Here is a 15,583-nt window from a genome sequence, read left to right on the forward strand (position 1 = left end):
AGGGATTGGAGGTCAGTCGTCGGCGCTCAGGCTTGTGAGGTCGATCGGACCAGTCATCGGCGCGTGAGCGGAAAAGGTGGAACGGGATAGGATCACCCCGGCCTCGTCGACGACCAGGCGCAGCGCCCGGCCGCCGGAATAGAAGGTCAGCCGCCAGCGACCGGCGTCCTCATCGACGCCGGTCTCGCAACGGCTGGTGATTTCGCCGACACGCAGTTTCCCAGGAACATCGGCATATGCGAGATCGAAAGCGGCGCCAACGATCTCCGCGTCGACCACGAAGCCGTCGGTGCTGAAGGTCACTTGGCTCATCAGACTCTCCTTTCAGGCCGCGACCGGCGCGGGGCTCGGCAGGGCGACATCGGCGAGTGTCGAGCGGTCGAGTTCAGCCAGGAAGGCCGCCTCCGCCGCATGGAGCTTGCCTTTCAGCCGGCAGACGGGGATCACGCAGCAGGCCCCATCCGGTGCGAAGCACTCAACCAATGCCTGGTCCTGCTCAAGGAGCCGAACGAGGTCTCCCAGCCCGATATCGGCAGCCGGGCGGGCGAGCATGGCGCCGCCGCCGGTGCCACGGCGCGTGGCCACGAAGCCGTGCCGAGCGAGACGCTGGATGACCTTGTTTAGGTGGTTGCGTGAGATCCCGAACTCGTCGGCGATCTCGGCCGTGGAGAACGCACGATCCGGGGCGCTGGCCATGCGCATGAGCGCGCGTAGTCCGAAATCCGTGAAGCTGGTCAGGCGCATGTGGCGGCCTCGTTATGAATAGGCATTTACAATACCTATTATAGGTTCAATGCTGCTCCCGCAATAATCACTCAGGCCAGTTCAGCCATGCCCCAGACGCAAGCCTCCCTCCCGCCAATCCGCTCCGCGCGGCCGGCCATGACCCAGGAGATGATGGAACGCACCGGTCTTAGTGACGCGGTGCTTACAGACCTGGTGCACGGCTTCTACAGCAAGGTCCGCGTCGATCCGGTTCTCGGGCCGATCTTCGCCGCGCGGATCACCGACTGGGAGCCGCATCTCGAGAAGATGGTCGACTTCTGGTCGTCGGTCGCTCTGATGACCGGGCGCTACCACGGCGCACCGGTCCCAAAGCACGCGGGGTTGCCGGTGACCTGGGGGCACTTCGAGCGCTGGCTCGATCTGTTTCGCGAGACGGCGAACGAGATCTGCACGGTGGAGGGTGCGACCCATGTCATCGAGCGGGCCGAAAGGATCGCCCGCTCGCTACATATGGCAAGCCAAGATGCGCGTCGGCAGGCCGGAAATGTTCCAAGCCTCCGATGAAAAAGCAGGAGAAAAAGCGGCCTGGCGTCTGAAGTTATGTATCTGCCTTCAGTCGCATCACGCGATACCAATGAATGTCCGGGCAATGAACACGGAGTCGTCCACCGGATAATGGCAGCGCGAGCAGCAGCACAGGTTCCCATACGGGCTGCGATGTCGGACTTTCGGCCCAGGCTACGGTTTCGTCGGTCTCGGCCCATTGCCGACCTTGGGACTGGGTGACTACGTCGCGGCGCAGCATCACCGAAGCGGTCGTTCATGCGTCGCGCAGCATTTTCCGAGTGCGAAGGTCAGCTGAGCGGGACTTTCCGGTCGTTCGCTGCAGGTGCTCGCTTTCCACTGCACTTGCGAGATTGCGCGAAAGGAAGGACGGATAGCTCATCTACCCGCGCTTTGGCGGCAAATTCGCCGACCGGATGCAAGCGGACTTCGCAATGCAGGCACAGTTGGATTAGGGAGGCACGTGCGGTCCACCTGTGTGTTGCCAACTCAAAAAGCAAGATCGAAGAAACGATGCAGTAAATAGACATCCCGCAGAGGTCCGCGGGATGTCCTAAGCTAAGGCGCTTAAAGCGCCCCTTGGTTCATCTCGCTCGCAATGTGCTCGGCTTGACGTATCGCGAGTGCTACGATTGTGAGCGTAGGGTTTTCTGCCGCGCCTGTGGTGAACTGCGATCCGTCCGAAATGTAGAGGTTCGGCACGTCATGGGCCCGCCCGTTGCGGTTCACGACACCGTCCTCGGGCCGCTCTGACATGCGGTTTGTTCCGAGGTTATGCGTGGAGGGATAGGGCGGTGTCGGAAGCGTGCGGGTCGCGCCCACCGCATCGTAGATCGCGGCGCCCTGCTTGTAGGCGTGATCGCGCATCGCGATGTCGTTCGGGTGATCGCTGTAATGCACGTTAGCGACTTTGAGGCCGAACTGATCCTCGACGTCCGAAAGCGTCACGCGGTTGCTCTCCTGCGGCATATCCTCGCCAACGATCCACATGCCGGCCATGTTCTCGTAGCTGTCGAGCGCGGTGGTGAACTCCCGGCCCCAAGCGCCCGGATCGAGGAACGCGGCCATGAACGGCAGGCCAAGAGACAGCGTCTCGAGCTCGTAGCCGCCGACAAAACCGCGCGATGGATCGTGACGGGCCTCATCCTGCACGATCCCGGCCATCGTCGTACCGCGCCACATGCGGACCGGCTGTTCGAAAGTAGCGTAAACCGACCCGGTGAGGTGACGCATGTAGTTCTTGCCTACCATGCCCGAGCTGTTGGCGAGCCCATCGGGGAACATCGACGACGCCGAGTTGAGCAGCAGGCGGGGGCTCTCAAAGGAGTTCCCGGCGACGCATACGACGCGGGCGCGCTGCATCTGGAGATCACCGTTCGCGTCGAAATACTCGACTCCCGTTACCTTGCCGCTGTCGTCGTGCAGGATGCGCGCGACATGGGCTTTCTCGCGCACCTCGAGGTTGCCGGTCGCCTCGCCCGCGGGAATGTCGGTATACGCCGCCGACCACTTCGCGCCCCACTTGCAGCCCTGGAAACAGAAGCCGGTCTGCTGGCAGGCCATGCGGCCATCGCGTTCCTGGCTGTTGATCGCCATGCGGCCGGTGTGAACTTCCTTGTAGCCGAGTTCCTTGGCGCCAGCTTCGAAGACCTTGTAGTTGTTGCAGCCTGGCAGACCGGGGATGCCGTTGGTCCGCGTCACGCCCAGCTTGTCCTCGGCGCGGGCGTAGAACGGGTCCATCTCGTCGGCGTCGATCGGCCAGTCGAGAAGGTTCGCGCCCTCCACCTCGCCGTAGGTCGTGAAGGCTTTCCACTCGTGCGGTTGAAAGCGGAGCGACGCGCCCGCCCAGTGTGTCGTGGTGCCGCCGACTGCCTTGACGATCCAGGCGGGAAGGTTCGAGAAGTCCCTGGCGACGCGCCAGTCTCCGCTGGTTGTGCGGGTGTCGGTCCACGCCAGCTGGCCGAAGCTCTCCCACTCGTCGTTGACGTAATCTTCGGGCAGATAGCGCCCGCCGGCCTCGAGCGCGACGACGCTAACTCCTTTCTGGGCGAGCTCGTTGGCGAGTACGCCACCGCCCGCGCCGGTCCCTATGATGACGACTACGTTGTCGTCGGTGAGTTCGAAAGGTGCAGCCATGTCAGTATCCTCCCCGCCTCAGATCCACGTGATATCGTCGAAGCCGCGATACATGTAGCCGCCCTTCGAGTAGGACTCGCCCTCGTAGCCGAAGATCGGCCATACCTCTTTTTGGTTGTAGAGGCCGGTGACGAGTCCGCCGCGCACCCGCTGGAAGAAGTCGGTGTCCTCGATGCCGCGCAGGATTGCGACGCGGTCGGCCTCCCACCCCGTGCCGAGGTAGCTGTCGAACCCCGCAGCCCGCGACGCATCCTCGAGCATGTCGATGCCGCTCTGCGCGAAGTCGACTTCCTCGGGGACGTCATAGCCCTTGACTGCCGCCGCATAATATTGGTCCCCGACCTTGTCGTGGGGGTAGATGTCGCGCGCCATCTGCACGAGCGTAGCGAAGCTGTCGGGCTTCATCGCATCCATCTCGGTCGCCCAGGCCGCGTCGCGGCCGGCGACGAAGCCCGAACCAACGACGAGCCCGGCACCTGCCGCGATGCCTCGCGACAGAAGCTGGCGACGCGTGAGCGTCTTCAGAGACCTTGTCTCGATCATATTGGGTTCTCCTCCCTTGGGTGATGTTCGGCCCCTTGCGGCTCCTCTTCCGCGTGCGGGCCGGGACGTCCTCACGTCATTTGAAGCGCCCGCTGCGCTCCAGCACTTCGATCTGGTAGCCGTCGGGGTCGGCCACAAAGAAAAACCGACCAACCAGCATGCCGCCCGGGGCGAACTCCACGAGCCTGCGCGGTGCGAACCCCTCGCGTTCGAAGCGTGCGTGTTCAGCGTCGAGATCTTCTACCGACACGGCAAGATGGCCGTATCCGTCTCCAAGGTCGTACGGTTCAGTGCGGCCCTTGTTGACCGTGAACTCGACCTCGAAGTCCGATTCCGCGTTCGACATGTAGACGAGCGTGAAGTCGTCGAAGTCGAGCCGGTCGGCAACCTCCAGACCAAAGGCCTGCTTGTAGAATGCAACCGACCGCTCCTCTTCGAGGACCCGGATCATGCTGTGTATGGCCTTCGCCATGCTTCCTCCTGTAGCGCAATAGACTCACAGGATAGGCGAACACGGCGAGGTCAGTGGTAGTAGACGCATACTACAGGGTTGCACCTTTGGTCGTATGTCACTCCGCAGCGACGGCGACGCCAGAAGCTGGCCCTTGGCCGAGATGGATCAGGCAGGTCGTGCGCAGTAGCGAGGAAAAGTTCACAGGCTCGCCGCGCAGTTCCAAAACCTCGGCATGGAGCGTTGACAGGAAGCAGGGCGTAGAAATACCTTCGCCAGCGGCGATTTCATCGAGTGTATCCCAAAACGCGTTTTCGAGTCTGATGCTGGTGCTCTGCCCATTGAGACGGAGTCTGCGTGTAGTCGACGCGTACCTTGCAGGATCTTGTCCCGCAAAAACTTGACACATGGTAGATCCCCCAATCTCCGCATTGCGCAAGCAAGCGTCTCCAAATCTACAGGTCCAAAGCTCCCACGATGGCGACGCCTGGTCAATTGCGCCCGCACGCCCCGTCACCAAGAACACTTTCAAAGACACGTGAGTTCGCCGGCGTGGAACCTTCGCCAGTAGCCAGCGTGGCGTTCGAGACCCGCTTGCCTTGAATGTCCGGTCCTGGGAAGTCGCACCTCAGTGTCAGGCCGACACTTGACGGCCGGACTGGGCTGACTCTGGCGGGCAATGTTTAGCTGCGCCTGCGAATTACAACTCCGACGCGGCGGTCAGTCTGAGCTCGAAGCCGACCTTCGCCGCAGATCGGTGCTATGATGGCGCGTCGGCTGATTGTCGAGGACGTGGTGGGCGTGGTGGAACGGAGGATCCGTTATGTCTACTGCCAATCTACCGGCAATCCGCGCCTGCCGCCCCGCCTGGAACAAGGGGAGGATCGTCGGCCAGAAGCGGCCACTGCAACCGAAACACGTCTGGGCGATCCGAGTCCGCCTCGAGATCGCGGAGCGGACTCGCGAGCTGGCGCTCTTCAACGTCGCCATCGACAGCAAATTGCGCGGCTGCGACTTGGTGCGCCTCAAGGTCGCTGACATCTACGCGGCGGGCCAAGTCAAGCACCGCGCCGCGATCATTCAAAGCAAGACACGGCGGCCGGTCAGCTTCGAGATCACCGATGGGACCCGGAAAGCAATCGGAGCATGGCTCGAAGCACCGCAAATGGTCGGATCGGAACATCTCTGGCCCGGACGGTTTCATGAGCGGCGGCACATCTCGACGCGCCAGTATGCTCGCCTGGTCCGCGACTGGGTGACATCCATCGGCCTCGAACCGAGCGCTTATGGCACCCATTCCATGCGGCGCACGAAGGTCGCGCAGATATACCGAAAGACCGGCAACCTGCGGGCGATGCAACTTCTCCTCGGCCACACGAAGATGGACAGCACGGTGCGTTACCTCGGCGTCGAGCTCGAAGATGCGCTCGCGATCGCCGAGGCGGTGGAGATCTGAACACGGCGGGCCGGCTGTCGCGGCCGGCCCTGACCAGCCATTCATGGACTGAGCCGCCAAGGTCTGGAAGCAGCCCTCTTTCTTTCGGATCGACCATTCGGTGCTTAATAGTCGCATCTATGAACCACACGGAGGACGTAAGGCTTTGCTCCGCGCATACGCCTGAGATTCGGAAAAGTTCAAGCTTACGTCTGATTGCAAGGAAATGGCTTCTTCATGCCGAAGGGGCTTCAGCATGGCGAAGCACATCTGCGCTTAAACGGAGCGATTCCCTCCTCAACGAAACATTTGTTTCGGGCCGATCGGAGTGAGATTCATCATGATCAAGTTTGCTATCTGGCATCCGCGCGAAACGCTTGACGTCACACAATTATCAAGTGCCGCCGACAATGCCCTGAAACGCGCAGCCATCAGGAAGCCTGCAGTCGGCCGAGATTGACCCGATCTTGAAAACTGGTAACGATTTCGGATGTCGTCTGCTCTGAGGATTGCTATCGGGCCTTTCGGGCGGGTCGCTCTACTTGATATGGACCGGCCTCTGGTTAAGCACGCCCATGCGCAATGCCACGTTCTTCTGAAGGTCGAAGGTGCCGATACCGAGTTCGATGTGGGCGGGCGCCGCGTGGCGTTGACCGATGAAAGCGCGGTTCTAATCAATGCTTGGGAGCATCACAGCTACGTGCACCGCGCGGATCAACCGCCAACCATCATCCTCGCGATGTACATAGAACCGGCTTGGCTTGGCGCGTTTCGTGGCAATTGGGAGGCGAGCGCCGGTCCGGACTTTTTCCCGCATCCGGGCGGTGCCATCACGCCACAGATCCGGCGACAGGTCGGCGAGACGGCAGAGGCGATGGTGCAGGCACCCGGAGATGCCGCGGCGCATGAGCGGCTGATCGGGCGGCTGATGGTTTCGATCATCGAGCGGCTGGCGCCTTGGCGCGAGGTGCAGCCCTCCCTCCGGGTGCGGGCAAAAGCGACCCGCGCGCCCGACCGGCGGATCGCGCGGGCCTTGGCCCTGCTACGCGAGAATCCCGCAGGCATCGACTCGATGGATTGGCTCGCCCGCGAATGCGGCCTCTCGCGTGCGCATTTCTTCCGGCTCTTCGAGGCCGATACCGGGATCTCGCCCCGGGTCTACCTGAACACCCAGCGGGTGGAGCGTGCGGTGCAGGCCGTGGCCAATGAAACGCGCAGTTTCTCGGCCATCTCGCACGACCTGGGTTTCTCTGTCCCCGCGCATTTTTCGCGGTTCTTCCACGACCATGCCGGCTCCTCGCCCAGCGTCTTCCGCGATGTCTCAGCCCTGCGCGATACCGCCTGACCCCGCTTTTTGAGACTCCTCGGTAAGGTCCGAGACCTGGCGGGATCGCGAGGCCAGCAGACCCGCGCCTAACGTCCTCTCCCAAGGGCTTGCCCATGCCAAGCCGGGAGGAGACATGAAAGATACCGTTTCAGAAAAGCTGCTCGGCCAGTCCGCCCTGCGCGTCGAGGATCCGGCGCTGCTTTCGGGACGGGGGCGCTATATCGATGACTTGCCGGTTGCTGCGGGCACCCTCGCGCTGGCCTTTGTTCGCTCGCCCCACGGCCATGCGGCGATCCGGTCTGTCGATACTGCCGAGGCCGCGCAGGCGACGGGCGTAGTAGCGGTGATCACCGGAGAAGATGTCGCGGCGCGTACTCGGTCCATGACCGTCGGCGTAAAGGCTGATGTCGAATGCTGGCCCATGGCAGTGGACCGCGTCCGTTATGTGGGCGAGCCGGTGGCCATGATCGTCGCGACCGACCGCTACCTTGCCGAAGATGCCGCCGATCTGGTTGTGGTCGACTACGCTATGCTCGACGCCGTCGTGGAGCCCGTGGCGGCGCTGGCTGCGGACGCGCCGGTGCTGCATACCAGCCTCGGAAGCAACCTCATCAACGAACGCAGGTTCCGCTACGGAGATCCAGAGGCAGAGTTTGACGCAGCCCCGCACCGGATCGGCATCGACGTCACCTATCCGCGCAGCGCCTGCACGCCCATCGAGACCTACGGCGTCATCGCCAGCTACGAGCCGGGCGAAGATGCCTATGACGTCACCTCGAATTTCCAAGGCCCCTTTTCGATCCACGCGGTGGTGGCCCGGTCGCTCAACGTGCCGGGCAACCGGCTGCGGCTGCGCACACCGCCCGACTCGGGCGGGTCATTCGGGATCAAGCAGGGCGTCTTTCCCTACATGATCCTTGCGGCCATCGCCGCGCGCATCGCGGGCGCGCCGGTCAAGTGGATCGAGGACCGCCTGGAGCATCTGTCGGCCAGCGTCTCTGCCACCAATCGTCAGACGCGGATCGAGGCAGCGGTGACGGCGGACGGACGGATCACCGCGCTCGACTGGGACCAGATCGAGGATTGCGGCGCTCATCTGCGCGCGCCGGAGCCTGCCACGCTCTACAGGATGCACGGCAACATGACCGGTGCCTACGACATCCCGAACATGGCGATCCGCAACCGCGTTGTGCTGACCAATAAGACCCCGACCGGCCTCAATCGCGGCTTCGGCGGCCCGCAGATCTATTTCGCGCTGGAGCGTTTGATGGATACCATCGCGCGGCATCTTGGGCTGGACCGGCTCGAGGTCATCCGCCGCAACCTCATCCCCGCAGAGGCCTTTCCCTACCGCACGGCCAGCGGTGCTCTTTATGACTCGGGCGACTACGTCGCGGCGCTGGACCGCGCGGTCGAGGAAGGCGGCCTCGCCGAGCTTTACGCCCGCCGCGACAAGGCCCGCGCCGCAGGCCGGCGCTACGGCATCGGCTTTGCCTGCGTAGTGGAGCCCTCGGTGTCGAACATGGGCTACATCACCACCGTCCTGACGCCCGAAGAACGCGCCAAGGCCGGGCCTAAGAACGGTGCGCAGGCAACATCGACCATCTCCATCGACCCGCTGGGTTCTGTGACGGTCAAAGTCGCCTCGGTTCCGCAGGGCCAGGGCCACCGGACCGTTCTGGCGCAGGTGGTGGCCGACAAGTTCGGCCTGCCGATCGACACGGTGCGCGTTCTGGCCGACGTGGACACGATGCGCGATGCCTGGTCAATCGCCTCGGGCAATTACGCCTCGCGCTTTGCCCCCGCCGTCGCCGGTGCCACCGAGATCGCGGCTGCGCGGTTGCGCGACAAGCTGGCGAAGGTCGCGGCCTCGCAGCTGAACATCGCACCGGACGACGTGATCTTCGAGGCGGGCCGCATCGGTGCGGCTGGCAATTCCGACAACAGCCTGTCCTTCGCACGGGCGGCCGCCACAGCGCATTGGTCGCCGGGCACCCTGCCCGAAGGCGTGGACCAGACCATGCGCGAGACCGTCTACTGGACCCCGCCCGAGCTGGAGGCACCGACGGCAGAGGACGGGGTGAATTCCTCGCTCTGTCATGGCTTCATCTTCGATTTCTGCGGGATCGAGATCGACCCCGAGACCGCCGAGCCGCGGATCGACCGCTACGTGACCATGCATGATTGCGGGCGCATCCTGCATCCAGCCATGGTCGACGGCCAGGTGCGGGGCGGCTTTGCCCAGGCGGTCGGCGCGGCCTTCCTTGAGGAATACGCATACGGACCCGACGGGTCTTTCCGCTCGGGCACGCTTGCCGACTACCTGCTGCCCACCGTGATGGAGGTCCCCGATCCGGTGATCCTGCATCATGAGACTTTGTCGCCCTTCACACCGCTCGGGGCCAAGGGCGTGGGTGAAGGCAATTGCATGTCAACGCCCGTGTGCATCGCCAACGCCGTGGCCGATGCGCTCGCACCCGAGGGCGATGCACCCGAGATCGTGCTGCCGGTGACTGCGGCCAAGCTCGCCCCCCTGATTTTCGGCGACGAACCCGCCCCGCAAGAGCCCGTGTCCGAGACGAAAACCGAGGACACGGCAGGTGGGCGCAAGCTTACCGGCGAAGGCCGCGCCGTAGTGCAGGCCAGCCGCGAGGATGTCTGGCGGATGCTGCTCGACCCCGCGACGCTCGACGCGATCATCCCCGGCTCACATGGCGTCCGGAAGGTCGGCGAGACGCGCTTCGAGGCGGATGTGACGCTGGGCGTCGGGCCCGTGCGGGGGCGCTACAAGGCCGATATCGACCTGTCGGACCTCGATCCACCCAACGCGGTCACCCTCTCGGGGCAGGCCGTAGGCGCGCTCGGTACGGGCGGTGGACAAGGCCGCATTACGCTGACCGACACCGAAGACGGCACCGAGATCGCCTATCGCTACGAGGCCCAAATCGGCGGCAAGGTCGCCTCAGTCGGCGGACGGCTTCTGGACGGCGCGGCGAAGGTCGTGATCGGTGAGTTCTTCCGCGCCCTCGCGCGCCATTGCGGCGGCGGCGCGTCCAGCGGTGCCCTGGCTCGCCTGCGGAGCCTTGTTGATCGCGTAATCAAGGGAGGCCGGTCATGAAACCCGCCCCGTTCGATCTCGTAGCGGCCAACGACATGAGTGAGGCGCTTGAGGCGCTGCACCAGGGCGGCACCGAGGCCCGCGTCATCGCTGGCGGTCAGTCGTTGGTGCCCATGCTCAACATGCGCCTCGCGAGTCCCACCACGCTTGTCGACATCACCCGCATCCCGGAGCTGTCGCGGATCGAAGCCAATACCGACCGGATTAACATCGGTGCCGCCGTGCGCCAGAGCACGCTGGAGCGCTGGCCGGACCTGGCAGATCGCCTGCCCTTGGTGCACGCGGCACTGCCTTGGGTCGCCCATACGCAGCTGCGCAATCGCGGCACGATCTGCGGCTCCGTCGCCCATGCCGATCCCAGCGCCGAGCTACCGCTGTGCTTGATCGCGCTCGGCGGCACCGTGACCCTGCGCCGCCGCCGCAAGACGCGTGAGGTTGCGGCGCGTGATTTCTTTCAGGGCATGATGTCCACCGACCTCGCCCCCGGCGAGATGATCGTCTCGGTCTCGTTCCCGGCCCGCAAGTCGAGCACCGGATATGCCTTCCGCGAAGTGGCGCGCCGACACGGCGATTTCGCCATCGTCGCCTGCGCTGCAACGGCCCGGCCTGATGGCACCGCCACGCTGACCGTGGGCGGTGTCGCCGACACGCCCCGCACTCTCGAGCTGCCGGCGGACAGAGCAGATCTCGATGACCGGCTGAACGAATTCGCATGGCACCTGCAAGCTCGCGACGACCTGCACGCAACCGCCCGCTATCGCCGAGACCTCGTCCGGAAGCTTGGCCGCGAAACCCTAAAGGAGGCTTTGCCATGCCGCGACTGACTAAAGACGAGACGCACCCGGTGCGCTTCACCCTGAACGGACGGCCTGTATCCGTCCGGGCGTATCCACGCGCGCTGCTGACGGATGCCCTTCGCCACGAGATCGGCGCGACCGGCACCCATGTGGGCTGCGAGCACGGCGTCTGCGGGGCCTGCACGGTGCAGGTGGACGGAGAACCCGCCCGGGCGTGCCTGATGCTCGCCAGGCAGGCCGAGGGCTGCGAGATCCGCACGGTCGAAGGGCTGAACAACAAGGACGCTTTGTCCCCGCTGCAAGAGGCCTTCCGCGAACATTTCGCGCTGCAATGCGGCTTCTGCACCGCGGGCATCCTCATGTCGCTCGACGCGCTGTTTTCGCCCCAACCGGACGCGGAGGAAGACGCGATCCGCGAGGCACTCTCGGGCCACCTGTGCCGCTGCACCGGCTATGCGCCCATTGTTCAGGCGGCGCTGGCCGCCCGTAACCGCATCAAGGGAGGACCAATCGATGCTTGACCTCGGAACCAGCTTTATCGCGTCCGTGGAACGCGACCCCGGCGCGATGGCAATCGCCGAAGGAGACCGGACGATCACCTATTCCGACTGGTATGGCCGGATCAGCGCGCTTGTCGATGCGCTCGGCCAGATCGGGCTTGGCAAGGGCGACACACTGGTCACGGCGATGCAGAACCGGTGGGAGAACGCCTCGCTGCATTGGGCCTGCCAGATCGCCGGGATCGTCATCACGCCCGTGAACTGGCGCGTCACCGCCGACGAGTTGGACCATGCGCTGCACGACAGTGCGGCCCGCGTTCTGGTGCATGACGATGCCGCGTCCGAGGCGGTGGCTGGATCGGCACTTGCCCCGGACCTCAACGTGCTGCCGCTCGGCGGTGATCAAGGCCTCGCCGCGATGCTGGCGGGGCGCGCAACCGATGCGCTGCCGCAGGCAGGTGCCGACGATCTGTCGGTCATGCTCTACACATCCGGCACGACCTCGAAGCCCAAGGGCGTGCCGCGCCGCCACCGGGCCGAACGGGCCGCGGCCATCGCCCATGTGGCGCAGAACATGTACGGCCATGGCGAGCGCACGCTTGGCGTCATGCCGCTCTATCACACGATGGGCATCCGCTCGCTCCTCTCGGCCAGCGTGATCGGCGGTGCCTTCGTCTGCCTGCCGCGCTTCGACGTGCCCGGCGCGCTTGCTGCGATCGAGCAGCATGCCGTCAGCAACCTCTATCTCGTGCCGACGCTCTATCACGACATCGTCCACCACGCAGGCTTCACGCCGGACCGGGTCGCCAGCGTGCGAAAGCTGGGCTTCGCCGGGGCGTCCATGACCGACGGTCTGTTGCAGAAACTGGCGGAGGCCTTCCGGCCCGAGCTTTTCGTGAACCATTACGGCTCTTCCGAGATTTACACCTTCTCCATCTGCCAGAACGCTGCGGCCAAACCCGGATCGGCGGGCCGCGCCGCGATCAACCAGCGCCTGCGCGTGGTGCCGCTGGGCAACACGGATGTCAGCCAGACCTGCGCACCCGGCGAAGAAGGCGAAATCGTCGCCTCTATGCAGGGGGATGAAGCCTTCGAGGGTTACTGGAACCGCCCCGAAGCGGACCGCAAGGCCATTCGCGACGGCTGGTACTTCACCGGCGATTGCGGGCTCTTCGACGAAGACGGCGATCTATTCGTCACGGGCCGGGCGGACGACATGATCATCACGGGCGGCGAGAATGTCTCGCCCGTCGAGGTCGAAAGCTGCCTGTCGCTGCACCCTGCCGTGGCCGAGGTCGCCGTGGTCGGCCTGCCCGATGCACGCTGGGGCAAGATCGTGACCGCCTTTGTCAAGCGGGGCGGCGATGTCACCGAAGACGATCTCGACGCCCATTGCCGCGGCTCGGACCTATCCAATTTCCGTCGGCCGCGCCGCTACGTCTTCGTGCGCGAAATCCCGAAATCCCCTGTCGGAAAACTCCTCCGCCGCCTGCTTGTCGCGGGCGAATACGAGGTCGAACCGGCCGAGACCACCACCGCGTAAGTCCACAGAAAGACACCGAGATGAAAGATATTCCGATGACCGAGACAATGACCTTCACTGATCCGCGCCTTTCCGAGCTCGACGGTTTCCATGTCCAACTCGATGAAGCGAGCGAGCGCGCGGACATCATCCTCGCACGGCCGCCCTACAACGTGATCTCGATGGGAGCCCGCGACCAGCTCCGCCTGGTCTTCGAGGCACTCGATGAAGATGAACGCGTGCGTATCATCGTCGTCTCCGCCGAGGGTGAGCATTTCTCCTCGGGGGGCAATATCAAGGGCTTCCTCGAGGCCAGCCCCGAGCATGTCTCGCATTTGGCATGGAATGTCGCGGCTCCGGCACGCTGCTCCAAGCCGGTGATCGCCGCCAATCGCGGCTACACCTTTGGCGTCGGCTTCGAGCTGTCGCTGGCCTGCGATTTCCGCATCGTATCCGAGACCTGCCGCTACGCCCTGCCCGAACAGAAGCTGGGCCAGATCCCCGGATCGGGTGGCTCCGCCCGGCTGCAGAAAATCGTCGGCGTGACGCGCACGAAGGACATCGTCATGCGCTCGAAGCGCATCAAGGGCCAGCAGGCGCTGGACTGGGGCATCGCCACCGAATGCGTGCCCGATAGCGATCTCGAACAGGCGGTGACCGACCTCGTGAACGAGCTCCGCGAGTTTTCCCCGATGGCGCAGCGCACGGCGAAAAAGCTGCTGAACGACACCGATGACGCGCTTCTCAGCACAGCAATCGAGATGGAAGGGCTGAACTACAGCCGCCTGCGGCAATCGGAGGATTTCCGCGAGGGCGTCGAGGCCTTTCACGCCAAGCGCAAGCCTGAATTCACCGGCCGCTGAGATGGCCATACAAGACCATTCAAGGGAGGAGACCCAGATGGAACAGACAACACAGACGAATTGGATCGAGAAAGGACCGGGCTTCGGCGCGGGCCTGTCGGGCTTGCGCGAGGCGCTGGGCATCAAGACGGCGAGTGCGGGACTGGTCGCGGCCATCTTCGGATGCTCGGGGCCGGCGCTGATCGTAATCGGCGCGGCCAATAATGGCGGGCTCTCCGAGGGCCAGACCGTGGCCTGGCTTCTGGCGATCTACGGCCTCGGCGGGCTGATCAGCCTGATCATGGCGCTTTACTACAAGCTGCCGGTGACGGGGGCCTATTCCATCCCAGGCGCGGCGCTCGTCGCTGGCGCGCTCGGCACCTTCCCGTTCGAACAGGCGGTTGGTGCCTTCCTGATGGCCGGCGCGATGGTCTTCGTGCTCGGCATCACCGGTCTCATCGGCAAGGTGATGCGCTGGCTTCCGATGCCCATCGTCATGGCGATGATCGCGGGGGCGCTCATTCGCTTCGGCATCGGCGCGGTCACCTCGATCGAGAAGCTGCCCATCGTGGTCGGTGCGGCGACCATCGCCTTCTTCCTGTCGATGCGGTTCCTTCGGGCCGTCCCGCCGGTTCTGACCGCACTGATCGTGGGCCTTGTGGCCGTGACCCTGACCGGAGGCTTCCAGGGAGGCGAGGCGGCAATCAGCTTTGTCGCACCGGAATTCACCGCGCCCGTCTTCACGGTCGACGCGTTCCTTGCCATTGCAGTGCCGCTGGCCGTGCTCGTTATCGGGGCCGAGAATGCCCAGGCCATCGGGGTCCTCTACGCCGAGGGCTACCGTCCGCCGATCAACGCCATGACCGTGATCTCCGGCATCGGCGGCATGCTGGCCGGGTTCATCGGCGGGCATAACGCCAATATCGCGGGGCCCATGACGGCGATCTGTTCCTCTGATCAGGCGGGCGAGAACCCCGAGGGACGCTATGCGGCCACGGTGCTGAACGGCGTGCTCTTCGCCGCCTTCGGGATCTTCGCCGGTGTTGCGGTGCCGCTTATCATGGCGCTGCCTGGGCCCCTGATCGGCGCGGTAGCGGGCCTGGCGATGATCACCGTCCTGCTGAGTGCATTCCAGTCCGCCTTCGACCGGAATGCGGGCCACCAGATCGGAGCCTTCGTCGCCCTGATCGTGGCGATGTCGAACGTGTCGTTCCTGAGCATCAGCGCACCCTTCTGGGCCCTCGTGGCGGGCGCTGCGGTATCCGTGCTGAACGAGCGAGTGGTCAGACCCAGGCCCGTGGCCACCTCGGCGCCCTGAAGACCGGCGTTTAGTCGCACGAGTGATCAAATGGGGGGCGTCAGTCAGAGCACTGCGCCCCCCAACGAATGTTTTGTTTGTCGTCGGTGTGATCCACGTCCGTTTTGCGGACATTCGAGCCGGGTGCAGCGAATGACGGCTCTCCGCCCATTCCGTTGAAAAACTCGTCCTTGATCGGGGGGCATCTGGCTGATTCAATTCCTGCGAAGGGTGGGAGGATCGGCGATGATGGGACCGCGGCAGGAGGTGCAACCGGCGTTGTTCTACGAGTTCTCGCTTGAGGATCACGTCCCGCAAAACCACT

15 protein-coding genes are annotated in these 15,583 nt (G+C 64.4%); 9 read left to right on the forward strand and 6 right to left on the reverse strand.

Annotated elements, in window-relative coordinates; all coding sequences use genetic code 11:
* Window positions 1–12 precede the first annotated feature (12 nt).
* Together BM171_RS17725 and BM171_RS17730 are read right to left on the reverse strand one after the other, a co-directional pair.
* A complete protein-coding gene (locus tag BM171_RS17725; RefSeq protein ID WP_093015677.1) occupies window positions 13–312 on the reverse strand; it encodes a DUF6522 family protein in 300 nt (99 codons plus the stop codon).
* Window positions 313–324: 12 nt separating this feature from the next.
* Window positions 325–744 carry an RrF2 family transcriptional regulator gene (locus BM171_RS17730; protein ID WP_093015680.1) on the reverse strand — a complete coding sequence of 140 codons (420 nt, stop codon included), beginning with the start codon at window positions 742–744 and terminating at the stop codon, window positions 325–327.
* Window positions 745–882: 138 nt separating this feature from the next.
* On the opposite strand from BM171_RS17730, the gene BM171_RS17735 reads away from it, so the two are divergent.
* Window positions 883–1,290: a group III truncated hemoglobin gene (locus BM171_RS17735; protein ID WP_175497623.1), complete on the forward strand. Its 408-nt coding sequence runs from the start codon at window positions 883–885 to the stop codon at window positions 1,288–1,290.
* Window positions 1,291–1,857: 567 nt separating this feature from the next.
* On the opposite strand, the gene BM171_RS17740 is transcribed toward BM171_RS17735, so the two are convergent.
* From BM171_RS17740 to BM171_RS17755, 4 genes are all read right to left on the reverse strand, one after another.
* Entirely contained in the window at window positions 1,858–3,426 is a 1,569-nt protein-coding gene (locus tag BM171_RS17740; RefSeq protein WP_093015683.1) for a GMC family oxidoreductase, read from the reverse strand.
* Window positions 3,427–3,444: 18 nt separating this feature from the next.
* Window positions 3,445–3,969 (reverse strand): Twin-arginine translocation pathway signal, encoded by a 525-nt coding sequence (locus tag BM171_RS17745; RefSeq protein ID WP_093015686.1) that lies wholly within the window; start codon window positions 3,967–3,969, stop codon window positions 3,445–3,447.
* A gap of 76 nt (window positions 3,970–4,045) precedes the next feature.
* A complete protein-coding gene (locus tag BM171_RS17750; protein WP_093015689.1) occupies window positions 4,046–4,441 on the reverse strand; it encodes a VOC family protein in 396 nt (131 codons plus the stop codon).
* Window positions 4,442–4,538: 97 nt separating this feature from the next.
* The gene (locus BM171_RS17755) at window positions 4,539–4,829 is read right to left on the reverse strand and encodes a ribbon-helix-helix domain-containing protein (RefSeq protein WP_093015692.1); all 291 of its coding nucleotides are present in this window, start codon (window positions 4,827–4,829) and stop codon (window positions 4,539–4,541) included.
* 414 nt (window positions 4,830–5,243) lie between these two features.
* Here BM171_RS17755 and BM171_RS17760 point away from each other — a divergent pair, with 414 nt between their 5' ends.
* The 8 genes from BM171_RS17760 to BM171_RS17795 all read left to right on the forward strand — a co-directional run bounded on the left by BM171_RS17760 (window position 5,244) and on the right by BM171_RS17795 (window position 15,279).
* Complete coding sequence (locus BM171_RS17760; RefSeq protein WP_093015695.1) at window positions 5,244–5,876, forward strand: tyrosine-type recombinase/integrase; 633 nt, start codon at window positions 5,244–5,246, stop codon at window positions 5,874–5,876.
* 526 nt (window positions 5,877–6,402) lie between these two features.
* A complete protein-coding gene (locus tag BM171_RS17765; RefSeq protein WP_245760329.1) occupies window positions 6,403–7,200 on the forward strand; it encodes a helix-turn-helix domain-containing protein in 798 nt (265 codons plus the stop codon).
* Between the two features lie 115 nt (window positions 7,201–7,315).
* On the forward strand, window positions 7,316–10,300 hold the full coding sequence (locus BM171_RS17770; protein ID WP_093015701.1) for a xanthine dehydrogenase family protein molybdopterin-binding subunit: 2,985 nt from the start codon (window positions 7,316–7,318) through the stop codon (window positions 10,298–10,300).
* A complete protein-coding gene (locus tag BM171_RS17775) occupies window positions 10,297–11,124 on the forward strand; it encodes an FAD binding domain-containing protein (RefSeq protein WP_093015704.1) in 828 nt (275 codons plus the stop codon). The genes BM171_RS17770 and BM171_RS17775 overlap by 4 nt, the downstream gene beginning before the upstream one ends.
* Window positions 11,112–11,618 carry a (2Fe-2S)-binding protein gene (locus BM171_RS17780; protein ID WP_093015707.1) on the forward strand — a complete coding sequence of 169 codons (507 nt, stop codon included), beginning with the start codon at window positions 11,112–11,114 and terminating at the stop codon, window positions 11,616–11,618. The genes BM171_RS17775 and BM171_RS17780 overlap by 13 nt, the downstream gene beginning before the upstream one ends.
* Window positions 11,611–13,140 carry an AMP-binding protein gene (locus BM171_RS17785; protein WP_093015710.1) on the forward strand — a complete coding sequence of 510 codons (1,530 nt, stop codon included), beginning with the start codon at window positions 11,611–11,613 and terminating at the stop codon, window positions 13,138–13,140. Before BM171_RS17780 ends, BM171_RS17785 begins: the two co-directional genes overlap by 8 nt.
* Window positions 13,141–13,160: 20 nt before the next feature.
* Complete coding sequence (locus BM171_RS17790; RefSeq protein ID WP_245760330.1) at window positions 13,161–13,982, forward strand: enoyl-CoA hydratase/isomerase family protein; 822 nt, start codon at window positions 13,161–13,163, stop codon at window positions 13,980–13,982.
* A gap of 37 nt (window positions 13,983–14,019) precedes the next feature.
* Window positions 14,020–15,279: a benzoate/H(+) symporter BenE family transporter gene (locus tag BM171_RS17795; RefSeq protein ID WP_093015712.1), complete on the forward strand. Its 1,260-nt coding sequence runs from the start codon at window positions 14,020–14,022 to the stop codon at window positions 15,277–15,279.
* The last annotated feature ends 304 nt before the right edge of the window (window positions 15,280–15,583 follow it).

It is taken from the genome of Roseivivax halotolerans (assembly GCF_900115815.1).
Classification (GTDB): Bacteria; Pseudomonadota; Alphaproteobacteria; order Rhodobacterales; family Rhodobacteraceae; genus Roseivivax; species Roseivivax halotolerans.

Coding starts and splice junctions, on each gene's coding strand:
- BM171_RS17725 (WP_093015677.1), bottom strand. CDS start 312: ATGAGCCAAGTGACCTTCAGCACCGACGGCTTCGTGGTCGACGCGGAG.
- BM171_RS17730 (WP_093015680.1), bottom strand. CDS start 744: ATGCGCCTGACCAGCTTCACGGATTTCGGACTACGCGCGCTCATGCGC.
- BM171_RS17735 (WP_175497623.1), top strand. CDS start 883: ATGACCCAGGAGATGATGGAACGCACCGGTCTTAGTGACGCGGTGCTT.
- BM171_RS17740 (WP_093015683.1), bottom strand. CDS start 3,426: ATGGCTGCACCTTTCGAACTCACCGACGACAACGTAGTCGTCATCATA.
- BM171_RS17745 (WP_093015686.1), bottom strand. CDS start 3,969: ATGATCGAGACAAGGTCTCTGAAGACGCTCACGCGTCGCCAGCTTCTG.
- BM171_RS17750 (WP_093015689.1), bottom strand. CDS start 4,441: ATGGCGAAGGCCATACACAGCATGATCCGGGTCCTCGAAGAGGAGCGG.
- BM171_RS17755 (WP_093015692.1), bottom strand. CDS start 4,829: ATGTGTCAAGTTTTTGCGGGACAAGATCCTGCAAGGTACGCGTCGACT.
- BM171_RS17760 (WP_093015695.1), top strand. CDS start 5,244: ATGTCTACTGCCAATCTACCGGCAATCCGCGCCTGCCGCCCCGCCTGG.
- BM171_RS17765 (WP_245760329.1), top strand. CDS start 6,403: ATGGACCGGCCTCTGGTTAAGCACGCCCATGCGCAATGCCACGTTCTT.
- BM171_RS17770 (WP_093015701.1), top strand. CDS start 7,316: ATGAAAGATACCGTTTCAGAAAAGCTGCTCGGCCAGTCCGCCCTGCGC.
- BM171_RS17775 (WP_093015704.1), top strand. CDS start 10,297: ATGAAACCCGCCCCGTTCGATCTCGTAGCGGCCAACGACATGAGTGAG.
- BM171_RS17780 (WP_093015707.1), top strand. CDS start 11,112: ATGCCGCGACTGACTAAAGACGAGACGCACCCGGTGCGCTTCACCCTG.
- BM171_RS17785 (WP_093015710.1), top strand. CDS start 11,611: ATGCTTGACCTCGGAACCAGCTTTATCGCGTCCGTGGAACGCGACCCC.
- BM171_RS17790 (WP_245760330.1), top strand. CDS start 13,161: ATGAAAGATATTCCGATGACCGAGACAATGACCTTCACTGATCCGCGC.
- BM171_RS17795 (WP_093015712.1), top strand. CDS start 14,020: ATGGAACAGACAACACAGACGAATTGGATCGAGAAAGGACCGGGCTTC.